Annotated in this window: 13 protein-coding genes and 2 rRNA genes; 6 read left to right on the top strand and 9 right to left on the bottom strand. The window is 65.9% G+C overall.

From position 1 onward, the window contains the following. Positions 1-177 precede the first annotated feature (177 nt). From AC3CBB_RS17225 to AC3CBB_RS17210, 4 genes are all read right to left on the bottom strand, one after another. A 23S ribosomal RNA gene (locus AC3CBB_RS17225) occupies positions 178-3,306 on the bottom strand. A gap of 474 nt (positions 3,307-3,780) precedes the next feature. Further along, positions 3,781-5,306, bottom strand: a 16S ribosomal RNA gene (locus tag AC3CBB_RS17220). Together the 16S and 23S rRNA genes form the textbook arrangement of a ribosomal RNA operon. Before the next feature lie 667 nt (positions 5,307-5,973). Continuing rightward, complete coding sequence (locus AC3CBB_RS17215) at positions 5,974-6,744, bottom strand: fumarylacetoacetate hydrolase family protein (RefSeq protein WP_123507087.1); 771 nt, start codon at positions 6,742-6,744, stop codon at positions 5,974-5,976. A 20-nt stretch (positions 6,745-6,764) separates the two neighbouring features. Continuing rightward, positions 6,765-10,187: a proline dehydrogenase family protein gene (locus AC3CBB_RS17210; RefSeq protein WP_488625490.1), complete on the bottom strand. Its 3,423-nt coding sequence runs from the start codon at positions 10,185-10,187 to the stop codon at positions 6,765-6,767. Positions 10,188-10,331: 144 nt separating this feature from the next. Between AC3CBB_RS17210 and AC3CBB_RS17205 the strand changes: the two genes are divergently transcribed. Beyond that, complete coding sequence (locus AC3CBB_RS17205) at positions 10,332-11,375, top strand: ATP-binding cassette domain-containing protein (protein WP_488625489.1); 1,044 nt, start codon at positions 10,332-10,334, stop codon at positions 11,373-11,375. Further along, positions 11,372-12,214 carry an ABC transporter permease gene (locus AC3CBB_RS17200; protein WP_488625488.1) on the top strand — a complete coding sequence of 281 codons (843 nt, stop codon included), beginning with the start codon at positions 11,372-11,374 and terminating at the stop codon, positions 12,212-12,214. The genes AC3CBB_RS17205 and AC3CBB_RS17200 overlap by 4 nt, the downstream gene beginning before the upstream one ends. A gap of 24 nt (positions 12,215-12,238) precedes the next feature. On the opposite strand, the gene AC3CBB_RS17195 is transcribed toward AC3CBB_RS17200, so the two are convergent. Beyond that, positions 12,239-12,889, bottom strand: a complete 651-nt coding sequence (locus AC3CBB_RS17195; RefSeq protein WP_488625487.1) for a TetR/AcrR family transcriptional regulator — start codon at positions 12,887-12,889, stop codon at positions 12,239-12,241. A gap of 96 nt (positions 12,890-12,985) precedes the next feature. On the opposite strand from AC3CBB_RS17195, the gene AC3CBB_RS17190 reads away from it, so the two are divergent. Next, complete coding sequence (locus AC3CBB_RS17190) at positions 12,986-14,221, top strand: MFS transporter (protein WP_488625486.1); 1,236 nt, start codon at positions 12,986-12,988, stop codon at positions 14,219-14,221. A gap of 56 nt (positions 14,222-14,277) precedes the next feature. Here AC3CBB_RS17190 and AC3CBB_RS17185 read toward each other — a convergent pair whose 3' ends face one another. Both AC3CBB_RS17185 and AC3CBB_RS17180 read right to left on the bottom strand, forming a co-directional pair. Next, on the bottom strand, positions 14,278-15,033 hold the full coding sequence (locus AC3CBB_RS17185; RefSeq protein WP_488625485.1) for an SDR family oxidoreductase: 756 nt from the start codon (positions 15,031-15,033) through the stop codon (positions 14,278-14,280). A 58-nt stretch (positions 15,034-15,091) separates the two neighbouring features. Next, the gene (locus AC3CBB_RS17180; RefSeq protein ID WP_488625484.1) at positions 15,092-15,736 is read right to left on the bottom strand and encodes a LysR family substrate-binding domain-containing protein; all 645 of its coding nucleotides are present in this window, start codon (positions 15,734-15,736) and stop codon (positions 15,092-15,094) included. A 98-nt stretch (positions 15,737-15,834) separates the two neighbouring features. On the opposite strand from AC3CBB_RS17180, the gene AC3CBB_RS17175 reads away from it, so the two are divergent. Next, positions 15,835-16,212 carry a DUF5997 family protein gene (locus tag AC3CBB_RS17175; RefSeq protein ID WP_488626764.1) on the top strand — a complete coding sequence of 126 codons (378 nt, stop codon included), beginning with the start codon at positions 15,835-15,837 and terminating at the stop codon, positions 16,210-16,212. A gap of 97 nt (positions 16,213-16,309) precedes the next feature. Then, the gene (locus AC3CBB_RS17170; protein WP_123507130.1) at positions 16,310-17,239 is read left to right on the top strand and encodes an ROK family protein; all 930 of its coding nucleotides are present in this window, start codon (positions 16,310-16,312) and stop codon (positions 17,237-17,239) included. Between the two features lie 254 nt (positions 17,240-17,493). Here the strand turns inward: AC3CBB_RS17170 and AC3CBB_RS17165 are convergent, their stop codons facing one another. Together AC3CBB_RS17165 and AC3CBB_RS17160 are read right to left on the bottom strand one after the other, a co-directional pair. After that, positions 17,494-18,672 carry an AI-2E family transporter gene (locus AC3CBB_RS17165; RefSeq protein ID WP_233580051.1) on the bottom strand — a complete coding sequence of 393 codons (1,179 nt, stop codon included), beginning with the start codon at positions 18,670-18,672 and terminating at the stop codon, positions 17,494-17,496. A gap of 63 nt (positions 18,673-18,735) precedes the next feature. Beyond that, entirely contained in the window at positions 18,736-19,701 is a 966-nt protein-coding gene (locus tag AC3CBB_RS17160) for a DsbA family protein (protein WP_488625483.1), read from the bottom strand. 302 nt (positions 19,702-20,003) lie between these two features. On the opposite strand from AC3CBB_RS17160, the gene AC3CBB_RS17155 reads away from it, so the two are divergent. After that, the gene (locus tag AC3CBB_RS17155) at positions 20,004-21,104 is read left to right on the top strand and encodes an ABC transporter ATP-binding protein (RefSeq protein ID WP_123507078.1); all 1,101 of its coding nucleotides are present in this window, start codon (positions 20,004-20,006) and stop codon (positions 21,102-21,104) included. Positions 21,105-21,145 lie beyond the last annotated feature (41 nt).

Here is a 21,145-nt window from a genome sequence, read left to right as displayed (position 1 = left end):
GGTCATCCAGTGACCCGTTTACCGGGTCCGGGATGAAGTCTTGTCTCGAGCTCAAAGCTCTGTATTGAGTTGTCTGTTCACGAAACCTGGGTCTGTCGACCGTGTTCCGGGAACCACATAGTGGACGCGAGCATCACCGCTCCTGCCCGTCGCGAGTTGCCTCGTGAGGGTGGTGGTGTTGTCAAGTTATCGGCTTATTAGTACCGGTCAGCTCCACGAGTCGTTAGTCCTCGCTTCCACATCCGGCCTATCAACCCAGTAGTCTAGCTGGGAGCCTCTCACCCCGAAGGGTATGGAAATCTCATCTCGAAGCCGGCTTCCCGCTTAGATGCTTTCAGCGGTTATCCGTTCCGAACGTAGCTAATCAGCGGTGCCCTTGGCAGGACAACTGACACACCAGAGGTTCGTCCATCCCGGTCCTCTCGTACTAGGGATAGATCTTCTCAAATTTCCTACGCGCGCAGCGGATAGGGACCGAACTGTCTCACGACGTTCTAAACCCAGCTCGCGTACCGCTTTAATGGGCGAACAGCCCAACCCTTGGGACCTACTCCAGCCCCAGGATGCGACGAGCCGACATCGAGGTGCCAAACCATGCCGTCGATATGGACTCTTGGGCAAGATCAGCCTGTTATCCCCGAGGTACCTTTTATCCGTTGAGCGACAGCGCTTCCACAAGCCACTGCCGGATCACTAGTCCCGACTTTCGTCCCTGCTCGACTTGTCAGTCTCACAGTCAAGCTCCCTTGTGCACTTACACTCGACACCTGATTGCCAACCAGGTTGAGGGAACCTTTGGGCGCCTCCGTTACTTTTTGGGAGGCAACCGCCCCAGTTAAACTACCCACCAGGCACTGTCCCAGAACCGGATCACGGTTCGTAGTTAGATATCCAAAGTGACCAGAGTGGTATTTCAACAATGACTCCACCCGAACTAGCGTCCGAGCTTCACAGTCTCCCACCTATCCTACACAAGCCACTCCGAACACCAATACCAAGCTGTAGTAAAGGTCACGGGGTCTTTCCGTCCTGCTGCGCGTAACGAGCATCTTTACTCGTAGTGCAATTTCGCCGAGTTCGCGGTTGAGACAGCTGGGAAGTCGTTACGCCATTCGTGCAGGTCGGAACTTACCCGACAAGGAATTTCGCTACCTTAGGATGGTTATAGTTACCACCGCCGTTTACTGGGGCTTAAATTCTGAGCTTCGCTTGCGCTAACCCTTCCTCTTAACCTTCCAGCACCGGGCAGGCGTCAGTCCGTATACATCGTCTTGCGACTTGGCACGGACCTGTGTTTTTAGTAAACAGTCGCTTCCCACTGGTCTCTGCGGCCTTTCCCGCTCCCGGAGTAAATCCGTTCACGGTTCCGGCCCCCCTTCTCCCGAAGTTACGGGGGCATTTTGCCGAGTTCCTTAACCACGATTCTCTCGATCTCCTTGGTATTCTCTACCTGACCACCTGAGTCGGTTTGGGGTACGGGCGGCTTGAACCTCGCGTCGATGCTTTTCTCGGCAGCATAGGATCACTGAATTCCCCCAATCGGGGTACGCATCGGATCTCAGGCATCGTTGACGACGGATTTGCCTATCGTCAGCCCTACGTCCTTACACCAGGTTCACCTTACGGATACCATCGCCTGGCTCAGCTACCTTCCTGCGTCACACCTGTTAATACGCTAAACGCACCAGCATGGGGTCGAGCGTTAGACCGGCCGGCATCACCCCGAAGGGATCCACTCAGCCGGGTTAGGACTCTTAGCACCACTGGATTATCTTGGGCGGTTCTTCGCCGGTACGGGAATATCAACCCGTTGTCCATCGACTACGCCTGTCGGCCTCGCCTTAGGTCCCGACTTACCCAGGGCGGATTAACCTGGCCCTGGAACCCTTGGTCTTTCGGAGGACGGGTTTCTCACCCGTCTTTCGCTACTCATGCCTGCATTCTCACTCGTGTGGCGTCCACGGCTGGTTTCCACCGCCGCTTCACTCGCCACACGACGCTCTCCTACCAATCCGTACGACTGAACCACGAAGGCTTATCGAAAGTACGAATTCTACAACTTCGGTGGTGTGCTTGAGCCCCGTTACATTGTCGGCGCGGAATCACTTGACCAGTGAGCTATTACGCACTCTTTCAAGGGTGGCTGCTTCTAAGCCAACCTCCTGGTTGTCTCTGCAACTCCACATCCTTTCCCACTTAGCACACGCTTAGGGACCTTAGTTGGTAGTCTGGGTTGTTTCCCTCTCGACGATGAAGCTTATCCCCCACCGTCTCACTGCTGCGCTCTCACTTACCGGCATTCGGAGTTTGGCTGACGTCAGTAAGCTTTTGGGCCCCATCGGCCATCCAGTAGCTCTACCTCCGGCAAGAAACACGCAACGCTGCACCTAAATGCATTTCGGAGAGAACCAGCTATCACGAAGTTTGATTGGCCTTTCACCCCTATCCACAGCTCATCCCCTCCATTTTCAACTGAAGTGGGTTCGGTCCTCCACGACGTCTTACCGTCGCTTCAACCTGGCCATGGATAGATCACTTCGCTTCGGGTCTAGGACATGCGACTGAATCGCCCTATTCAGACTCGCTTTCGCTACGGCTACCCCTCACGGGTTAACCTCGCCACATATCGCTAACTCGCAGGCTCATTCTTCAAAAGGCACGCTGTCACCCCTACTAAGGAGGCTCCAACGGTTTGTAAGCAAACGGTTTCAGGTACTATTTCACTCCCCTCCCGGGGTACTTTTCACCTTTCCCTCACGGTACTTGTCCGCTATCGGTCATCTGGGAGTATTTAGGCTTATCAGGTGGTCCTGACAGATTCACACGGGATTTCTCGGGCCCCGTGATACTTGGGATACACATTCAGCCAACACCAGCATTTCGGCTACGGGGTTCGCACCCTCTATGACCAGGCTTTCAATCCTGTTCGCCTATACTGCGCTGTAACTGTTCCAGTCCGGCAGAACTGAACAACATGTCCCACAACCCCGACCATGCAACGACCGCCGTCTATCACACATGACCGGTTTAGCCTCTTCCGATTTCGCTCGCCACTACTCACGGAATCACTGTTGTTTTCTCTTCCTGAGGGTACTGAGATGTTTCACTTCCCCCCGTTCCCTCTACCCGCCCTATATATTCAGGCGGGAGTCACCAGGTCAGCACGCCGCCTGGCGGGGTTTCCCCATTCGGACACCCTCGGATCACAGCTCGATTATCAGCTCCCCGAGGCTTATCGCAGATTTCTACGTCCTTCTTCGGCTCCAGATGCCAAGGCATCCACCGTTTGCTCTTAAAAACTTGACCACAAAGAACCACGACAAAACGGCCCCCCGAAGGAAGCCGACTTGACGCGGTAAATCAGTGTTATCTCGTTACCCCAACCAGCAGAAGCCGGCCGGGGAAGAAATTGCACTCGAACAACTCAAAGAGTTGTCCAAGATGCTCGCGTCCACTGTGTAGTTCTCAAAAAACGGGCGACCCCAAGAATCCCCGGCAAGCGATGCCAGATCATCAAGGTCCGCTAGAGGAGTTCAACCCACCACCACCCATCAAGGGAAAGCAGCAAGGTTTGGTCCCTCAGGACCCAACAACGTGCACGCCCCCAACACCCAGCCTCACACCGTTCCAGAACTCCGAAGAGAACGTACTGAGCACAAGACCTTCGATCGAAGGCCACTGTCAAAGTTCCACCCATGAGCGCCACCCACAGACATTCGCCGTGGTGTGACTTGACCGCATTGATCCCGTGTAAACAGCGGGGCGGTACATGCTCCTTAGAAAGGAGGTGATCCAGCCGCACCTTCCGGTACGGCTACCTTGTTACGACTTAGTCCTAATCACCGATCCCACCTTCGACAGCTCCCTCCACAAGGGTTGGGCCACCGGCTTCGGGTGTTACCGACTTTCATGACTTGACGGGCGGTGTGTACAAGGCCCGGGAACGTATTCACCGCAGCGTTGCTGATCTGCGATTACTAGCGACTCCGACTTCATGAGGTCGAGTTGCAGACCTCAATCCGAACTGAGACCGACTTTTTGGGATTCGCTCCACCTCGCGGTATTGCAGCCCTTTGTATCGGCCATTGTAGCATGCGTGAAGCCCAAGACATAAGGGGCATGATGATTTGACGTCATCCCCACCTTCCTCCGAGTTGACCCCGGCAGTCTCCTATGAGTTCCCACCATAACGTGCTGGCAACATAGAACGAGGGTTGCGCTCGTTGCGGGACTTAACCCAACATCTCACGACACGAGCTGACGACAACCATGCACCACCTGTATACCGACCTTGCGGGGCGACCATCTCTGGACGTTTCCGGTATATGTCAAGCCTTGGTAAGGTTCTTCGCGTTGCATCGAATTAATCCGCATGCTCCGCCGCTTGTGCGGGCCCCCGTCAATTCCTTTGAGTTTTAGCCTTGCGGCCGTACTCCCCAGGCGGGGAACTTAATGCGTTAGCTGCGACACAGAAACCGTGGAATGGCCCCTACATCTAGTTCCCAACGTTTACGGCATGGACTACCAGGGTATCTAATCCTGTTCGCTCCCCATGCTTTCGCTCCTCAGCGTCAGTAACGGCCCAGAGATCTGCCTTCGCCATCGGTGTTCCTCCTGATATCTGCGCATTCCACCGCTACACCAGGAATTCCAATCTCCCCTACCGCACTCTAGTCTGCCCGTACCCACTGCAGGCTGGGGGTTGAGCCCCCAGATTTCACAGCAGACGCGACAAACCGCCTACGAGCTCTTTACGCCCAATAATTCCGGACAACGCTTGCACCCTACGTATTACCGCGGCTGCTGGCACGTAGTTAGCCGGTGCTTTTTCTGCTGGTACCGTCAAGAGCAAGCTCCCTTCTTCCCAACTAAAAGAGGTTTACAACCCGAAGGCCGTCGTCCCTCACGCGGCGTTGCTGCATCAGGCTTTCGCCCATTGTGCAATATTCCCCACTGCTGCCTCCCGTAGGAGTCTGGGCCGTGTCTCAGTCCCAGTGTGGCCGGTCACCCTCTCAGGCCGGCTACCCGTCGTAGGCTTGGTGAGCCATTACCTCACCAACTACCTGATAGGCCGCGAGTCCATCCTTGACCAAAATTCTTTCCAACTGCAGACCATGCGGCCGCAGCTCATATCCGGTATTAGACGTCGTTTCCAACGCTTATCCCAGAGTCAAGGGCAGGTTACTCACGTGTTACTCACCCGTTCGCCACTAATCCCAGGAGCAAGCTCCTGTTCATCGTTCGACTTGCATGTGTTAAGCACGCCGCCAGCGTTCGTCCTGAGCCAGGATCAAACTCTCCGTAAAAGAAAAACACCACAAACCACCCGAAAATAGGTGACCTGCAGCAAGTTTGATGCTGACCAAAAGGTACAAACAATCTGACGATTGTTGTCCATTTCAATCTCAAAGAAACCCAACACCCAGATACATCACACCGAAAGGTGTAACAACACTGAATGCCGAGGTATAATTTGGCATTTGACAATGTGCACGCTGTTGAGTTCTCAAGGACCAAACGCACCCGAAACCCGACGATCTAAACCATCTTCGCCCGAGGCAACTTTGAAACCTTATCCACCCGATCGGGCCCTGTCAAACCCGGTTCTAAACCGACGTTCAACTAGACTTCGACACTCCCGAGGGAGTCTCGCACCCAGTCCAAGGACTGGCGGTTGGAGTCTTGCTTGCTCCTCCGCATCCCACTGAAGTGAGGGGAGAAGGTGTCCCGCTTGAGGAAGGTTAGCAGCTATCTGAAGCGACTAGCACTTCAACCAGCGGCCCGTTTCCGTTCCTTTGGGGTGACAAGAGAAAACAATACGTGTCTATCCCGTTTCCGGCAAATCTCGGCCGCATCCCGGGCGTGTCGCGCGACACCTGCCGCCTAGACACAGCCAAGTCCCGCAGAAACGGCTCGTCCCCTCCTGAGTACAGGAGGGGACGAGCCGTTTCTGCGGGGCCAGCCGGCATCGCACTAGATCCGGGCGCGCGCCGGGTTGATCAGCGAGCCGAGGCCTTCGATGGCGATCTCGACCGTCGATCCCTCGGTGAACGGGCCGACGCCCGCCGGGGTCCCCGTCAGGATGATGTCGCCGGGGAGGAGCGTGAAGACATCGCTGACGTAGGCGACGAGTTCAGGAATCTTGTGGATCATCTGCATCGTCGACTCGCTCTGTAGCAGCTCGCCGTCGACTCGCGACTGGATCTTGAGGTCGCTCCAGTCCAGCTCGGTCTCGATGTACGGGCCGATCGGGCAGAAGGTGTCGTAGCTCTTGCCGCGGGTCCACTGTCCGTCCGACTGCTGCGGACCGCGGGCCGTCACGTCGTTGGCGATCGTGTAGCCGAAGACCACGTCGGCGTAGTCCTCCGCCTTGACACGCTTGGCGACGGCGCCGATCACGATGGCCAGCTCGCCCTCCAGGTGGATCTCGCCTTCGACCGGCGGGATCTGGATCGGGTCGCCGGGGCCGACCACGGTGGTGTTGGGCTTCAGGAACATCACCGGGAACTCCGGCGCCTCCTGGCCCATCTCGTCGGCGTGGTCGTAGTAGTTCAGCCCGATGCCGACGACCTTGGAGCGCGGGATCACCGGCGCGAGGATCTTCGTGCTGCGCAGGGGCACGCGCTCCCCCGTCGTCTCGTAGCCGGCGTACATGGGGTCTCCGGCGAGGACGACGAGGTCCTCGCCGTCGACGACGCCGAAGCGGGGGTCTTCACCAGGACTAGCAAAACGCGCGATCTTCACGCCCCGAGCCTATCCCGGCACTATAGGACGCCGTCGCTCCACGGGTCGGGGTTGCCGAAGCGGTGTGCGGTGACGGCGACGGCCTGCTCCCGGAGGAAGGGGAGGAGCTCGAGGCGGGGCGCTGCCGTGACCGGCTGGGCGTACACGGCGACGGACGGGTCGCCGGCGAGGGCGACGTGGACCGCGGCGACAGCGGTGGCCGGACCCACGAGCCGCAGGCGCGTCGCACCGAGCGCACCCCGCGACAGCAGGTCGGCGAACTCCGTGTCGGCGGCAGGCGCCGACAGCCTCGACCCGAGCGCCTCGACGACCGACGCCGGGAGCTCGACCGCCGAGCTGACCTCGACCGGCGCCCCCGCACGGAGTGCGGCGCACAGCACGCGCGCGAAGTCGGCCACGGAGCCGCCCTCGGCGAGCCGCACGGCCACGGGGAGGGGGCGGTAGCGGAGCACGTTGCGCTCGAGGCCGACCCCGGACACGTCGACGGCGGCGCCGAAGGACGAACGCCAGGCGTGCTCGTCGGCGGTGGCCGCCGCCAGGAGTTCCTGCGCCCCGAACGCCTCGACGATCTGCCGCACGGCGGGCATCAGGTCGACAGGCGCCGGCTCTGTCAGGAGCGCCGGCCGCCACGAGCCGAGGTGCACCAGGTAGTTCGGGCCGCCGGCCTTTGCTCCGGCGCCGACTGTGGAGCGCTTCCAGCCGCCGAACGGCTGGCGGCGCACGATGGCCCCGGTGATGCCGCGGTTGACGTAGAGGTTGCCGGCCTCGACGCCCTCGGCCCAGGTGGCCAGCTCGTCGCGGTCGAGCGTGTGGATGCCCGCGGTGAGCCCGAAGTCGGTGGCGTTCTGCAGCTCGATGGCCTCGTCGAGGGTCGCGGCCGTCATGATGCCGAGCACCGGCCCGAAGTACTCGGTGCGGTGGAACGGGCTGCCCGGTGCGACCCCGGTGCGGATGCCCGGCGACCACAGGCGGCCGGAGTCGTCGAGGCGACGCGGCTCGACGAGCCACTTCTCTCCCGGCGACAGCACCGTGAGGGCATCGAGCAGCTTGCCCGCGGCGGGTTCGACCAGGGGCCCCATCTGCGTCGTCGGGTCGTCGGGCAGCCCCACCCGAAGGCTCGAGGCGGCGTCGACGAGCTGGCGCAGGAAGCGCTCCGACGTCGCCACCGACCCGACCAGAATGGCCAGGCTCGCCGCCGAGCACTTCTGCCCCGCGTGCCCGAACGCCGACTTGACGACGTCGGAGGCCGCGATATCGAGATCGGCGCTCGGCGTCACGACGATCGCGTTCTTGCCGCTCGTCTCGGCCAGCAGCGGCAGGTCGTGCCGCCACGAGCGGAACAGCTCGGCCGTCTCGAAGGCCCCGGTCAGGATCACGCGATCGACCTCCGGGTGCGACACCAGCTGACGCCCGAGGTCGCCCTCGTCGATGTCGACGAGGCGAAGCACGTCGCGCGGCACGCCCGCCGCCCACAGCGCCTCGACGAGAACGGCGCCGCAGCGCTTCGCCTGCCCGGCCGGCTTGATGACGACCGAGCCGCCCGCAGCGAGCCCCGCCAGGGTGGACCCCGTCGGGATCGCCACCGGGAAGTTCCACGGCGGTGTGACCACCACGAGAGCAGGGGGCAGGAACTCGGCCCCGTCGACGAGGTCGAGCTCTTCGGCGAGACCCGCGTAGTAGTTCGCGAAGTCGATGGCCTCCGACACCTCGACATCGCCCTCGGCGATGGTCTTGCCCGTCTCGCTTGCGGCGACCTCGATCAGGTCGGCGCGACGGCGACCCAGCTCGACGGCGCAGCGGCGCAGCACGTCGGCTCGGCCGGTCCCGCCCAGAGCGGCCCAGGAGGGCGCGGCGGCGACCGCTCCCCGGACGACCGACTCGAGCGTCGCGGAATCGATGATCCGTGCCGCTTCGATAGTCGCGACGCCGAGCTCGGACGACGGGACAGCGGCGAGGATCGCCCGGCCCCAGTCGCGGTTCGCGGCGAGCGCCGGGTCGGTGTCGGGCTCGTTGTGGAAGGTCTTACGCACGGCGAGCTGCTCGGTCGGCCTCGACTGCAGCCGGTGCGGCGCGGGCACCTCGTCGGTCGCTGCGCCGAGTGCCGCCAGGAAGCGATTCCTCTCGCGCTCGAAGAGGGCGTCGCTCGTGGCCAGCTCGAACACGGCCGACATGAAGTTGTCATGCGAGGCGTTCTCTTCGAGGCGGCGGATCAGGTAGCTGATGGCGACGTCGAACTCGCGCGGGTGCACCACCGGCGTGTAGAGGAGCAGCCCGCCGACGTCGGCCTTGACCAGCTCGGCCTGCCCCTCGGCCATGCCGAGCAGCATCTCGAACTCGACCCGATCGGCGACGCCCCGCTCGACGGAGAGCAGGTGGGCGAAGGCGATGTCGAAGAGGTTGTGCCCCGCGACGCCGAGGCGGACGGCGCGGGTGCGATCCTGCGTCATGGACCAGGAGAGCACCCTCTTGTAGTTGGCATCGCTGTCGAGCTTCGTGCCGTACGTCGCGAGCGGCCAGTCGTGGACGGCGGCGTCGACGTGCTCCATGGCGAGGTTCGCGCCCTTCACGACCCGCACCTTCACCGCCGCGCCGCCCGAGTCGACGCGTGTCGTGGCCCAGGTCGAGAGCCGCTGCATCGCGGCGAGCGCGTCGGGCAGGTAGGTCTGGAGCACGATGCCGGCCTCGAGCGAGTGCAGCTGCGGCTGGTCGAGCAGGCGCATGAAGACGGCGAGCGTCAGGTCGAGGTCGCGGTACTCCTCCATGTCGAGGTTGATGAACTTGGGCGAGGGCGACTGCGCCGCGATCTCGTACAGAGGCGTGAGCCGCTCGACGACGCGCTCGACCGTCTCGTCGAAGGCCCACATCGACAGCTGGCTCACGATCGACGACACCTTGATCGACACGTAGTCGACGTCGGGCCGCTCGAGCAGCGCCTTCGTCCCGGCCAGCCGGTGCTCGGCCTCGCGGTCGCCGAGCACGGCCTCCCCCAGCAGGTTGAGGTTGAGGCGGGTGCCATCGGCCTTGAGCGCCGCGATCGCCCTGCCGAGCCGCTCGGGCCTCGCGTCGGCGATGAGGTGGCCGACCATCGAGCGCAGCACGCGCCGGGCGACGGGCACGACCACTCTCGGCGCGGCGGGTGCGAGCAGGCCTCCTGCGCGGACGGCCACCCTCATGTACCAGGGCAGGAACTCCGGTGCCCGCCTGGCCAGGTCGGCCAGGTTGCGTGCCGCTACCGAGAGGTCCTCGGGGCGCACGACCCGATCGACGAAGCCGATCGTGAACGCCAGCCCGGCCTCGTCGCGAAGGACCTCGGCGAGCAGCTCGGCCGAGCGAGTGCTCGGCGACGAGCTCGACTCGTGGACCCAGCGATGCGCGAGCGCGACCGCTGCTTCGCCCAGGTGGGTCGGGACGGGGGTGCTGAGGGACTCGTCAATGTCGGACACGCGGCAAGGATAGGAGCAAAACTTGCCACTCGGCAAGGTCTGTAACGAGTTATTCACAAGAGGGGAAATCCGCTCATAGAAATTCCACTGATGCTGATATATTGTCGGCCACCACCGCGGGGCGACCACGATCTGGAGGCACTGATGACGATCATCGAGGCGCGAGGACTGACTAAGCGCTACAAATCCAAGTCCGGGCCGGTCCACGCCCTCGACGGACTCGACCTGTCGGTGCCGCGGGGCACGGTCAAGGCGCTGCTCGGCCCCAACGGAGCGGGCAAGACCACCACGGTGAAGGTGCTCACCACGCTCACGCGTCCCGACGAAGGCAGCGCGACCATCGCCGGCATCGACGTGCTCGCCGATCCACGCGCCACCCGGCGGGTCATCGGCGTCTCGGGCCAGTACGCCGCCGTCGACGAGAACCTCACGGGCTTCGAGAACCTCGACATGATCGGCCGCCTCTACCACCTCGGGCGAGCCGAGTCGCAGCGGCGAGCGCGCGAGCTCGTCGACATGTTCGACCTGACCGCCGCCGGCGACCGGCCGGTCAAGGGCTTCTCGGGCGGCATGCGGAGGCGCATCGACCTCGCCGGCGCGCTCGTCACGAACCCGGAGGTGCTCTTTCTCGACGAGCCGACCACCGGACTCGACCCGCGGTCGCGCCTGTCGCTCTGGGGCATCATCACCGACCTGGTGAAGGAGGGCACGACCGTCCTGCTCACCACGCAGTACCTCGAGGAGGCCGACCAGCTCGCCGACGACATCTCCGTCATCGACGGCGGCCGGGTCATCGCCGAGGGCACGTCCGATCAGCTCAAGGAGCAGGTCGGCGGCCACCGCGTCGTCGTCTCGCTGATGACCTCCGATGCGAGAGAGGAGGCCGTCCGCATCCTCACCCGATACGGCGACGGCGAGCCCGTCGTCTCGAGCGACGGCCGCACCGTCGACGTCGGCGTGACGAACGGCCCGCAGTCGCTGCAGAGCGTGCTGGCCGACCTCGAGGCATCGGGCATCGAGCTGCACGACGCCGGCATGCGGCGCCCGACCCTCGACGACGTGTTCCTGCGCCTGACCGGCCGGAGCACCGAGGCCGACGCAGGCGATCCCGACGAGACCGCCGGCCCCTCGGGCACGAAGCCGAAGAAGCCTAAGAAGCCGAAGCGTTCGAAGGAGAAGGCAGCGTGACCGCCGTCATCGCCCCCGGCAGCCCCCGCGTCGCACCCGCGACAGGGCTGGCCAGCTGGTTCTCGGACGGCTGGGCCGTCACCAAGCGCAACCTCATCAAGATCAAGCGCTCCCCCGACATGCTGATCTTCGCCGTTCTGCAGCCGATCATGTTCGTGCTGCTCTTCAGCCAGGTCTACGGCGGGGCGATCGCCGTCAAGGGCACGGACTACACGCAGTTCCTGATGGCGGGCATCTTCGCCCAGACCGTCGTCTTCGGAGCGACGTTCTCGGGGTCGGCGATGGCCAACGACCTCAAGAACGGCATCATCGACCGCTTCCGCACCCTGCCGATGTCGTCGTCGGCCGTTCTGATCGGGCGGACGAACTCCGACCTCGTGCTCAACGGGATCTCGATGGTGATCATGATGGCGACCGGGTTCGCCGTCGGCTGGCGGGTGAACGGCACGCCGCTCGAGTTCCTCGCCGGCGTCGGGCTGCTGCTGCTCTTCAGCTACGCGTTCAGCTGGGTGATGGCCCTGCTCGGCATGAGCGTGAAGTCGCCCGAGACGATCAACAACGCCTCGTTCATGATCCTGTTCCCGTTGACCTTCGTCTCGAACGCCTTCGTGCCGAGCGACACGCTGCCCACCGCGCTGCGCATCTTCGCGGAGTGGAACCCGGTGTCATCGCTCGTGCAGACGGCGCGCGAGCTGTTCGGCAACGAGGGCTCCACCCCGACCCCCGACGTGTGGACGCAGCAGCACTCGCTGGCCACCGTGCTCATCGGGATCGCGGTGATGCTCGTCGTGTTCGTGCCGTGGTGCATCCGACGGTACGAGTCGATCAGCTCGCGGTGAGCGCGGCACCGGCGAGCGCCGCCTCTAGCGTTCGGCGACGAGCCGGTCGAGCTCGTCGAGCGGGACCGTCACGATCGTGGCGATCACGAGCCGCATCGCCTCGGCGACCTTGACGGCGTCCCGGTCGTAGAGCCACTGCAGCTGCAGGCCGTCCTGCACGGCCAGAACGACTCGGGCCGCTGTCTCGGCCGTGAAACCAGGCGCGAGCAGGCCGCGCTCTTCGGCGACCTCGAGGTAGTGCGTCGTCGAGGCGATGATCCGCTCGTAGAAATCGGCGTAGTAGTCGTGCGCCGGGTGCTCGGGAGACGTCGATTCGGCCGACGCAGTATTGAAGAGCTGGATGACGCCGGGCACGCCGACGTTGTACTCGGCGAGCTCGACCAGCTCGCCGAGCCGCATTCCGCCCGGATCGTCGAAATGCGTGCGAAGGCGCTCGTCGCGGCGACGGAGGACGGCCAGCAGCAGGGCGTCCTTCGTCGGGAAGTAGTGCATCAGCGACTGGTGCGAGACGCCGCACTGTCGCGCGATCTCGCGGAGCGACGCCCCGTGAAAGCCGGACTGCCCGAACACGGGCAGCGCCGCGTCGAGGATCGCCTCGCGCTTCGCCACGCCTTTGGCATAGCTGCCGCGGCGGGTGGCGACGCGCTCGTCGTCGGCGGTCGTCTCGATGCTCACGACACCGACGATACGGGAGGTCGGCGTGAGTAGGCTCTGCCGGGTGAAGCCCGTCGACCCTGCGACCGGTGCGGTTCGCATCAGATCCCGGCGCCGATGAACTGGTCGCTGCTGCGCCGCCCGGCTTTCCGAGCGCTCTGGTGGGGCCGGCTCCTGTCGTGGGTCGGCAGCGGTGTCGGGCCGGTGGCGATCGTGTTCGCCGCTATCGACCTGGGTGCCGGAGTCACGGTGCTCGGCATCGTGATTGCGTGCCGGTCCATCCCGAACGTCCTTCTCGTGCTGTTCGGTGGAGCGGTGGCCGACCGGGCACCGAAGTGGGCGGTGGCGGTGACGGCCTCCGCCGTGTCGGCGGCCTCGCTCGCCGCGCCGGCGCTGCTTCTCGCGACCGGCGACGCCAGCCTGCCGCTGCTCGCCGGAGCCGCGGCCGTGAGCGGCGCCGGCTCGGCGTTCTTCGCTCCGGCCACGGGGGCGCTGCTCCGCGACGTCGTCGAGACCGAGCAGCTCCGCGACGCGACGATCCTCAACCGGCTCGGCATGAACATCGGCCTCGTCGCAGGCACGGCCCTCGGCGGCGAGCTGGTCGACATGCTCTCGCCCGAGATCGCGCTTGCGGTGGGGTCTCTCCTCTTCACGGCCGCCATCCCCGTCTTCGCGGGCCTCCCCCGGCGAGCGCTGGGAGCGATCCGCGGCGGCTCGTTCGCGCACGACCTCCGCGAGGGCATCGCGTTCGTCCTCCGCACCCGCTGGCTGCGCTCGACGCTGGCTCTCCTCTTCGTCGCCCAGTTCGCCTTCGCCGGGGGCGTGCAGGTGCTCGGCCCTTTCGCCGCCGACGCCTCGTTCGGCCGGTCGCTGTGGGGCTTCGCCGGAGCCGTCCAGACCGTCGGCCTCGTCGTGGGAGCAGTGGTGGCCGGCAACCTGCGCGGCCGGCTGCGTCTGGCCACCGCGACCCTCGGCGTCGCCGGCATGGCGCTCCCCCTCGGAGTCCTCGCGCTCATCCTGACGGTCGACCCGGTCGTGATCGACCCGCTGCACTGGTTCTTCTGGCTGAGCGTCGCATTGGCCGGCGCGAGCATCGGGCTCGAGATCTTCACCGTCCCGCTCGACGTGATGATCCAGCGCCAGGTGCCCCGCCCGTACCTGGCCCGCGCCTACGCCTGCCTCACGCTCGCCTCGCTGGCGGGAATGCCCGTCGGCGAGCTCGTGGTCGGCCCGGTCGTCGGCCTGATCGGCGCACCGCTCACTCTCTGCGGTCTCGGCGCCCTCGTGCTCCTGGCGGCAGCCGCGGTCGCCGTGAGCCCGCGCGTGCGCCGGCTCGACCGCTCCAAGGCTTAGAGCAGGAACTGCCCGCCGACCCGCAGCCGCCCTCCGAGCGCACGGCATCCACGCCGTCAGACCGAGAAGCCGCCGTTGCTCGTGATGAGCTGCCCCGACACCCAGGCCCCCTGCGGCGACAGCAGGAAGCGCACCAGGTCGGCCGTGTCGGACGGCCGTCCGAGGCGGCCGGTGGGCTGGCGGGCGGTGAGGGCCTCCCTCGTCTCGTCGTCCATCCACCCGGTGTCGATCGGGCCGGGGTTGAGCGCGTTGGACGAGATGCCGAGGTGCCCGAGCTCGCGCGCCGCGGCGATGACGATGCGATCGAGGGCGCCCTTGCTCGAGCCGTACGGCATGTTGTCGACGACGTGGTCGCTGGTGAGGGCGACGATTCGCCCGCCGGGACCGGGCACCTGCTCGGCGAAGCCCTTGATCAGCAGCCACGCCGCCCGGACGTTCACGGCGAAGTGGCGGTCGAACGCCTCGACGGTCGTGTCCAGGATCCCGGAGTCGACGCTCTCGGAGTGCGACAGCACGATCGCGTCGATCGGCGCGAGGGCGGCGGCCGCGCGGTCGACCAGCGTCGACGCGTCTGCGGCATCGGCGAGGTCGGCTTCCATCACGACGGCCCGGCGGCCGAGCGCCTCGATGTCGGCGACCAGGGCGGGCACGTCATCCGGCCGGGAGCCCCAGCGCATCCGCTCCTCGTAGGCGGCGTTGGTCACCAGCACGAGGTCCCAGCCGTCTTCGGCCAGGCCCAGCGCAGTCGCGGCGGCGATGTTCTCGCGGCGGCCGGCGCCGGTGAGCAGGACTGTTCGGGACGTCTTCGTCATGCCGCCATCCTGCCAGGCCGCCATCCTGCCAGGCTGCCGGACTTCTGGCGGCGAGGGCTCAGCGGCGGCGCTTGCGCGACGGGCGCGGCACGAACTTGCGGGGCTTCGCCGCCGGTCGAGGCGCTCGCGCGGGTTTCGCCGGAGCCGGCTCCTCGACGGGGGCGCGGTCGCGCGAGCTGTTCGCGGTGCGGCCCCGCACGACGCCGATGAAGTCGCCCATGGCGTCCGACTGGTCGCCCTCCGGCCAGACGAGGGCGATGGTCGTCGGCGGAAGCCCGTCGACCTGCCGGTTCACGGCGCCCTTGCGGCCGTAGAGACGAGCGAGCGACTGGGGCATCACGGCGACGCCGGTGCCGGTCGCGACGACGCCCACCGCCTGGTCGAGGTCGAGGGTCGGGTCGAGGTCGAACCGGGTCTCGCCCTCGAGGTCGGCGAGCGCGACGAGCTTGTCGTCGGCGAGGGCGTGCTCGCGGGGCAGCACGACGAACGGGAGCTCCTCGTAGAGGGGGATGGCATGCAGGCCGGAGCCCCGGAGCGGAAGGCGGGCGAAGGCCATGTCGGCCTGGCCCTCGGTCAGGGCCGTCTCGAGTTCCTGCGCCGTTGCAGGGATCAGGACGAGCGGTACGTCGGGGTAGCGCTCTTCCCAGATGCGCGACCACTTGCCGAGGGTCACCCCTGGCACGAACGCGATACGGAGCTCCACGCCCGAAAGGCTACCCTGGGGCAATGACCACCGAGAACAGCGATCAGCCGGACACCGCTCAGACGGCTCCGACCACGAAGTCGCGCGCGTCGCAGACCATGAAGCCCTTCACCGCCGCCAAGAAGCTCGGAGTGCACCTGCCGGCGACGCCCCAGGGGTTCCAGGACGCCCCGGTGACCCGCGAGCAGTTCGCCGATCTGCAGAGCGACCCGCCGGAGTGGCTCGTCGAGCTGCGCCGTACAGGGCCGCACCCTCGCCCCGAGGTCGCCCGCAAGCTCGGAATCACCATCTCGGGCCTGGCCCGCGGCGGCGTCGAAGACGCTCTCACCACCGACGAGATCCAGGCGCTGCTCGAGGAGATGCCGTTCTGGCTCTCTCAGGAGCGCTACAACCTCGCGCAGGTGCGCGACGAGGAGATCCGCATCCGCCAGCGCGACGAAGAGCGTGCGGCGAAGCGAGCGGCCGAGGGCGAGTAGCCCCGCGGCTCTCCTCGGGAGATCGGCGCCCCCGGGTCGTGAAGGTCGGCGCCTCGGGTATGTCTCACGTTGTCATGGCGTCCGTTAGTCTGTGGCCGTGAGTCAGTACGCGCTGGCCGTCGATATCGGCGGCACCAAGGTCGAGTCCGCCCTCGTCGACGCCGACGGGCAGCTGCTCGACGGCAGCCGAGACCGTCGCCCGACGGGGCACGGGTCGACGTCCGACGAGCTCGCAGATGCGGTCAGAGCCGTCGTCGCGCACGCGCTCGCGGCCCTGCCCGAGGGCGCCGTGATCCTCGGCACGGGCATCGGCAGCGCCGGCCCGGTCGATCTCGCCGCCGGAACGGTCTCGCCCATCAACCTCCCGGCCTGGCGCGGCTACCCCATCGTCGAGCTGGTCGCCTCGCTCGTCGGGCCGGGCGCTCCGGTCACCCTCCGCCTCGACGGGGTCAGCCTCGCCCTCGCCGAGCACTGGGTCGGCGCGACGCAGGGCATCGACAACGCCCTCGCCATCACCGTGTCGACAGGCGTCGGCGGCGGACTCATCGTCAACGGCCGCCTGCTCTCGGGCGGCACCGGCAACGCGGGTCACATCGGCCAGCTGCAGGTGCGCACGCGCCCCGAGGGCGAGTCGTCGGAGTCGGTCACCCTCGAAGTGCTCGCCTCCGGCCCGCACACCGTGAGATGGGCGCAGGAACTCGGGTGGTCGGGTTCCCGAGGCGAGGACCTGGCCCGAGACTATGCGGCCGGCGTCGAGCTGGCCGTCGCCGCCGTGCGCCGCTCCGCCACCGCGCTCGGCGAGGCCATCACGTCGGTGACGACGCTGCTCGACCTCGATGTCGTGGCCGTCGGCGGCGGGTTCTCTCGGGTCAGCCCCGACTACCTCGACCTCGTGCGCGCCGTGATCGACGAGGCCGCGTACAACCCGTACGCCACGCGGATCCGGGTCGTCCGTTCGGGTCTCTCCGACGAGAGCCCGCTCATCGGGGCGGCCGCTCTCGTGCACCAGGCCCACCTGCTCGGCTGATCAGAGACGCCGGACCGCCCCCGAGCACCGGCCGGCTCCGTGACGGAGCTCGGAGGCGTGCGATGCAAGGCGGAGCCCGGTCGACTATGGCGGAGCCATGTCGGCCGGGCGACAACGCCGCAGCGTGCGCCCCCGAGCCCCGTCCGGCTCCGTGACGGAGCTCGGAGGCGTGCGATGCAAGGCGGAGCCCGGTCGACTATGGCGGAGCCATGTCGGCCGGGCGACAACGCCGCAGCGTGCGCCCCCGAGCCCCGTCACATCTTGGGTTCGGCGCGTTTCTGGCGTGCGAATTCTGCGGGATTCTCATCGCCGTTCCAGACGGTGATGATGCCCCAGGCGACTGCGGCGATCGGCACCGCGAGGACGGCGCCCACGATTCCGCCGATGATCGTGCCGGCCGTCAGGGCGATCAGGACGACCAGCGGGTGCAGCGACAGCGAGCGCGCCATGACGACCGGCTGGAGGAAGTTGCCCTCGAGCTGGTTGACCGCGACGACGATGATCACGACGATCACGGCGGGCCAGAAGCCAGCGGCGACGAGGGCCACGAGCGCGGCCAGGACGCCGGCGACGGTTGCGCCGACGAGCGGGATGAACGCCGAGAGGAAGACGATGACCGACAGCGGCAGGGCCAGCGGGATCTGCAGCGCGAAGAGGCCGATGCCGATTCCGATGGCGTCGACCAGAGCGACCGTGGCAGTGCCGCGGACGTAGCCGCCGAACGTGGAGACCGTCTTCTGGCCGACCCGCTGAGCACGCTCGAACTGCTCGCCCGTGAAGGGACGCTCGAGGAAGGCCCAGATCTTCGGGCCGTCTTTCATGAAGAAGAACAGCACGACGACGAAGAGCGCCAGCCCCGTGACGAAGCTCGTCGCGGCCGAGACGCCCGCGAAGGCGCCGCTGGTGAACGTGCTGCTCTGAACGAAGTCGACCAGGGAGTCGAGCGCCGTCTGGATCTGCTTGTCGCTGATGTGGAAGGGGCCGTTCTTGGCGAAGTCCTGCAGCTGGGCGATGCCCTGGGTCGCCGAGTCGACGAGCTCCCCCACCTGGTTCTGGATCGCGTTCACGATGAGCCAGACGACGAGGCCGAGCACCACGACGATCGCGACGAGGGCGATCCAGGTCGCGAGGATCGAGGGGACGCCGTGGCGGCGCATGAGGTCGAGCAGCGGGTACATGGCCGACGCGATGATGAGCGCCAGGATCACCGGGATGACGACCAGGCTGAGCTGCGTCATCGCGAAGACGAGGCCGGCGGCGACGATCACCACCAGGATGATCTGGAGGCTGCGGGTCGCGAGTCGGCCGAACGCGTCGGACCAGATGGTGCGCTGCGCCGACCAGGTCAGGGCACGCTGCTTGTCGAGGGGTTCGGGTGGCCGAGTGTCTTCGGCCCCGCTGCGGCGCGGAAGGATTGCATCGAAAAGGCCCACGTGGTCTTCTGCTTTCGTCGTCGTGCGGTAACCGTACCGGCGGTCGCCGACGGCCGCCCGGACCTACTTCTTCTTGCTCGACTTGGTCGGAGTCGGAGTAGGCGTCGGGGTCGGCGTCGCCGTCGCGGTGTCGGTGTAGCTGTTGCCGGCCGCGGTCACGATGAAGTTGCTGAACTCCTCGTTCGTGAACGGCGTCGTGTACTTGTACTGCTGGCCGTTGACGAGGACGGTCGGCGTACCGGCGACCTTCTTCACGTCGGTGCCGTCGAGCGGGCCGGTGAGCGCCTGCTGCGTCGCGGTCAGGACCCACGGCGCGTACGTCTGATCGGTGACGCACTTCTGGATCTTGTCGGTGTCGGTGATACCGGAGACGCCCTTGATCAGGGTGACGAGCTGCGCGTTCGTCAGCCCCGCGGTCTGCTCTTCAGGCTGGCGGTCGAACATCGCCGTGTTGAAGTCGAAGAAGGAGTCGGGCGAGTACGTCGCTACGCAGGCTGCCGACGCGGCTGCCCGCTGGGAGTACTTGGTGCCGAGCGACGAGTTCGTCAGGATGGCGATCGGATGGTACTCGACGGTCGCGGCGCCCGACTGCACCAGGCCCTTGATGTAGTCGTTGTTGGCCTTCTCGAAGCCTCCGCAGACGGGGCAGAGGTAGTCGAGGTAGATGGAGATCTTCACCGTGTCGGCGCTTCCGGCGGTCGCTGTCGACGTGGGATCGGCCGACGCCGACGTCGTGGTCGAATCGCCCGAGACGAGCTTCAGCCCCTTGCCGATGGTGATGCCGTTGCCGGCCATGTTGCGCGGGTTCGTCGCCGCATCGGGAACGGAGCTGACGACTGCGTAGCCGACGCCGACGATGAGCGCGACCACGACGACCGCGACGCCGGCGATGAGGGCCCAGCGGCCCCGTCGCGCTCGGGCCTTCTGCCGAGCTCGGGCCAGCCGTGCCTTCTCGCGTGCCACCTGGCGGCGGTCGCCGCGCGAGGGTCGACCGGGTCCGGAAGGCGAGCCGTTGTCGTTGTCAGTCATGGAACAGGTTCTCCGAGCGCGGCCGAGAAGCGGCGACGCAGATGCTGGGGATCGACGAGCGATCAGTGAACAGCCGTCGAGGGAATGGCCGGACGAGGCCGACATCCTCCAGGTTATGAGGATCCGCTGGGAAAAGTCCAAGCGGCGACGAGGGGCGAATTCGTTCTACCCCCGTCCGGGGGGTGTACGAGACGGTTCGGACTGCCATAATGAGCGAGGCCATCACCGTGGATTGCCTCGGTGATAGTCATCCATTCACAACGGATCGTCCGGCACGTACCTGCCGGTGAAGGAGAAACATCATGGCGTCAGTGACGTTCGAAAAAGCAACCCGCCTCTACCCGGGCTCGACCCGCGCTGCAGTCGACCAGATCGACCTGCAGGTCGCCGATGGCGAGTTCCTCGTGCTCGTCGGCCCCTCGGGTTGCGGCAAGTCCACCACCCTCCGCATGCTCGCCGGCCTCGAAGAGGTCAACTCGGGCGACATCTTCATCGGCGACCGCAACGTCACCGACGTGCCGCCGAAAGACCGCGACATCGCGATGGTGTTCCAGAACTACGCGCTGTACCCGCACATGACCGTCGCCGAGAACATGGGCTTCGCGCTCAAGATCGCCGGCGTCGGCAAGGACGAGCGCGCGACCCGCGTCCTCGAGGCCGCCAAGCTCCTCGACCTCGAGCCCTACCTGGCCCGCAAGCCGAAGGCCCTCTCGGGTGGTCAGCGTCAGCGCGTCGCCATGGGCCGCGCCATCGTGCGTCAGCCCCAGGTCTTCCTCATGGACGAGCCGCTGTCGAACCTCGACGCCAAGCTCCGCGTCCAGACGCGCACGCAGATCGCGTCCCTCCAGCGCCGTCTCGGCGTCACCACGGTCTACGTCACGCACGACCAGACCGAGGCGCTCACCATGGGCGACCGCATCGCCGTCCTGAAAGACGGAGTCCTCCAGCAGGTCGGCACCCCCCGCGACCTGTACGAGAAGCCCGACAACGTGTTCGTCGCCGGTTTCATCGGCTCGCCCGCGATGAACCTGCTTCCCGCCGACATCGTCGACGGCGGCGTCCAGTTCGGAACGAGCGTCGCATCCGTCGAGCGCGACATCCTCTCGCAGGCCACGCAGAAGAACGTCACCGTGGGCGTCCGCCCCGAGGACGTCGTCGTCTCGACCACGGGCGAGGGCCTGAAGGTCGCCGTCGACGTCGTCGAAGAGCTGGGTGCCGACGGCTACCTCTACGGTCACGCCGACGTCAACGGCCAGCGCGCCGACATCGTCGCCCGCGTGGACGGCCGCTCGCACGCCAGCGCCGGCGACACCGTCTACATCACCCCGCAGGCACACCACCTGCACGTCTTCGACACCGAGTCGGGCCTCCGCCTCGGCGACAAGGCAGTCGTCTCCGCGTAATCTCGCTTCACCGCATGGCCCGTCGTCGCCGACCTTCATCG

This window comes from Frondihabitans sp. OV104, assembly GCF_057787745.1.
This window is presented reverse-complemented; position numbering and strand designations above follow the sequence as displayed.

What these genes read in the sequence shown, in the direction of transcription:
- AC3CBB_RS17175 (WP_488626764.1), top strand. Translation starts at nt 15,835, where the DNA reads ATGAAGCCCTTCACCGCCGCCAAGAAGCTCGGAGTGCACCTGCCGGCG.
- AC3CBB_RS17155 (WP_123507078.1), top strand. Translation starts at nt 20,004, where the DNA reads ATGGCGTCAGTGACGTTCGAAAAAGCAACCCGCCTCTACCCGGGCTCG.
- AC3CBB_RS17160 (WP_488625483.1), bottom strand. Translation starts at nt 19,701, where the DNA reads ATGACTGACAACGACAACGGCTCGCCTTCCGGACCCGGTCGACCCTCG.
- AC3CBB_RS17190 (WP_488625486.1), top strand. Translation starts at nt 12,986, where the DNA reads ATGAACTGGTCGCTGCTGCGCCGCCCGGCTTTCCGAGCGCTCTGGTGG.
- AC3CBB_RS17185 (WP_488625485.1), bottom strand. Translation starts at nt 15,033, where the DNA reads ATGACGAAGACGTCCCGAACAGTCCTGCTCACCGGCGCCGGCCGCCGC.
- AC3CBB_RS17205 (WP_488625489.1), top strand. Translation starts at nt 10,332, where the DNA reads ATGACGATCATCGAGGCGCGAGGACTGACTAAGCGCTACAAATCCAAG.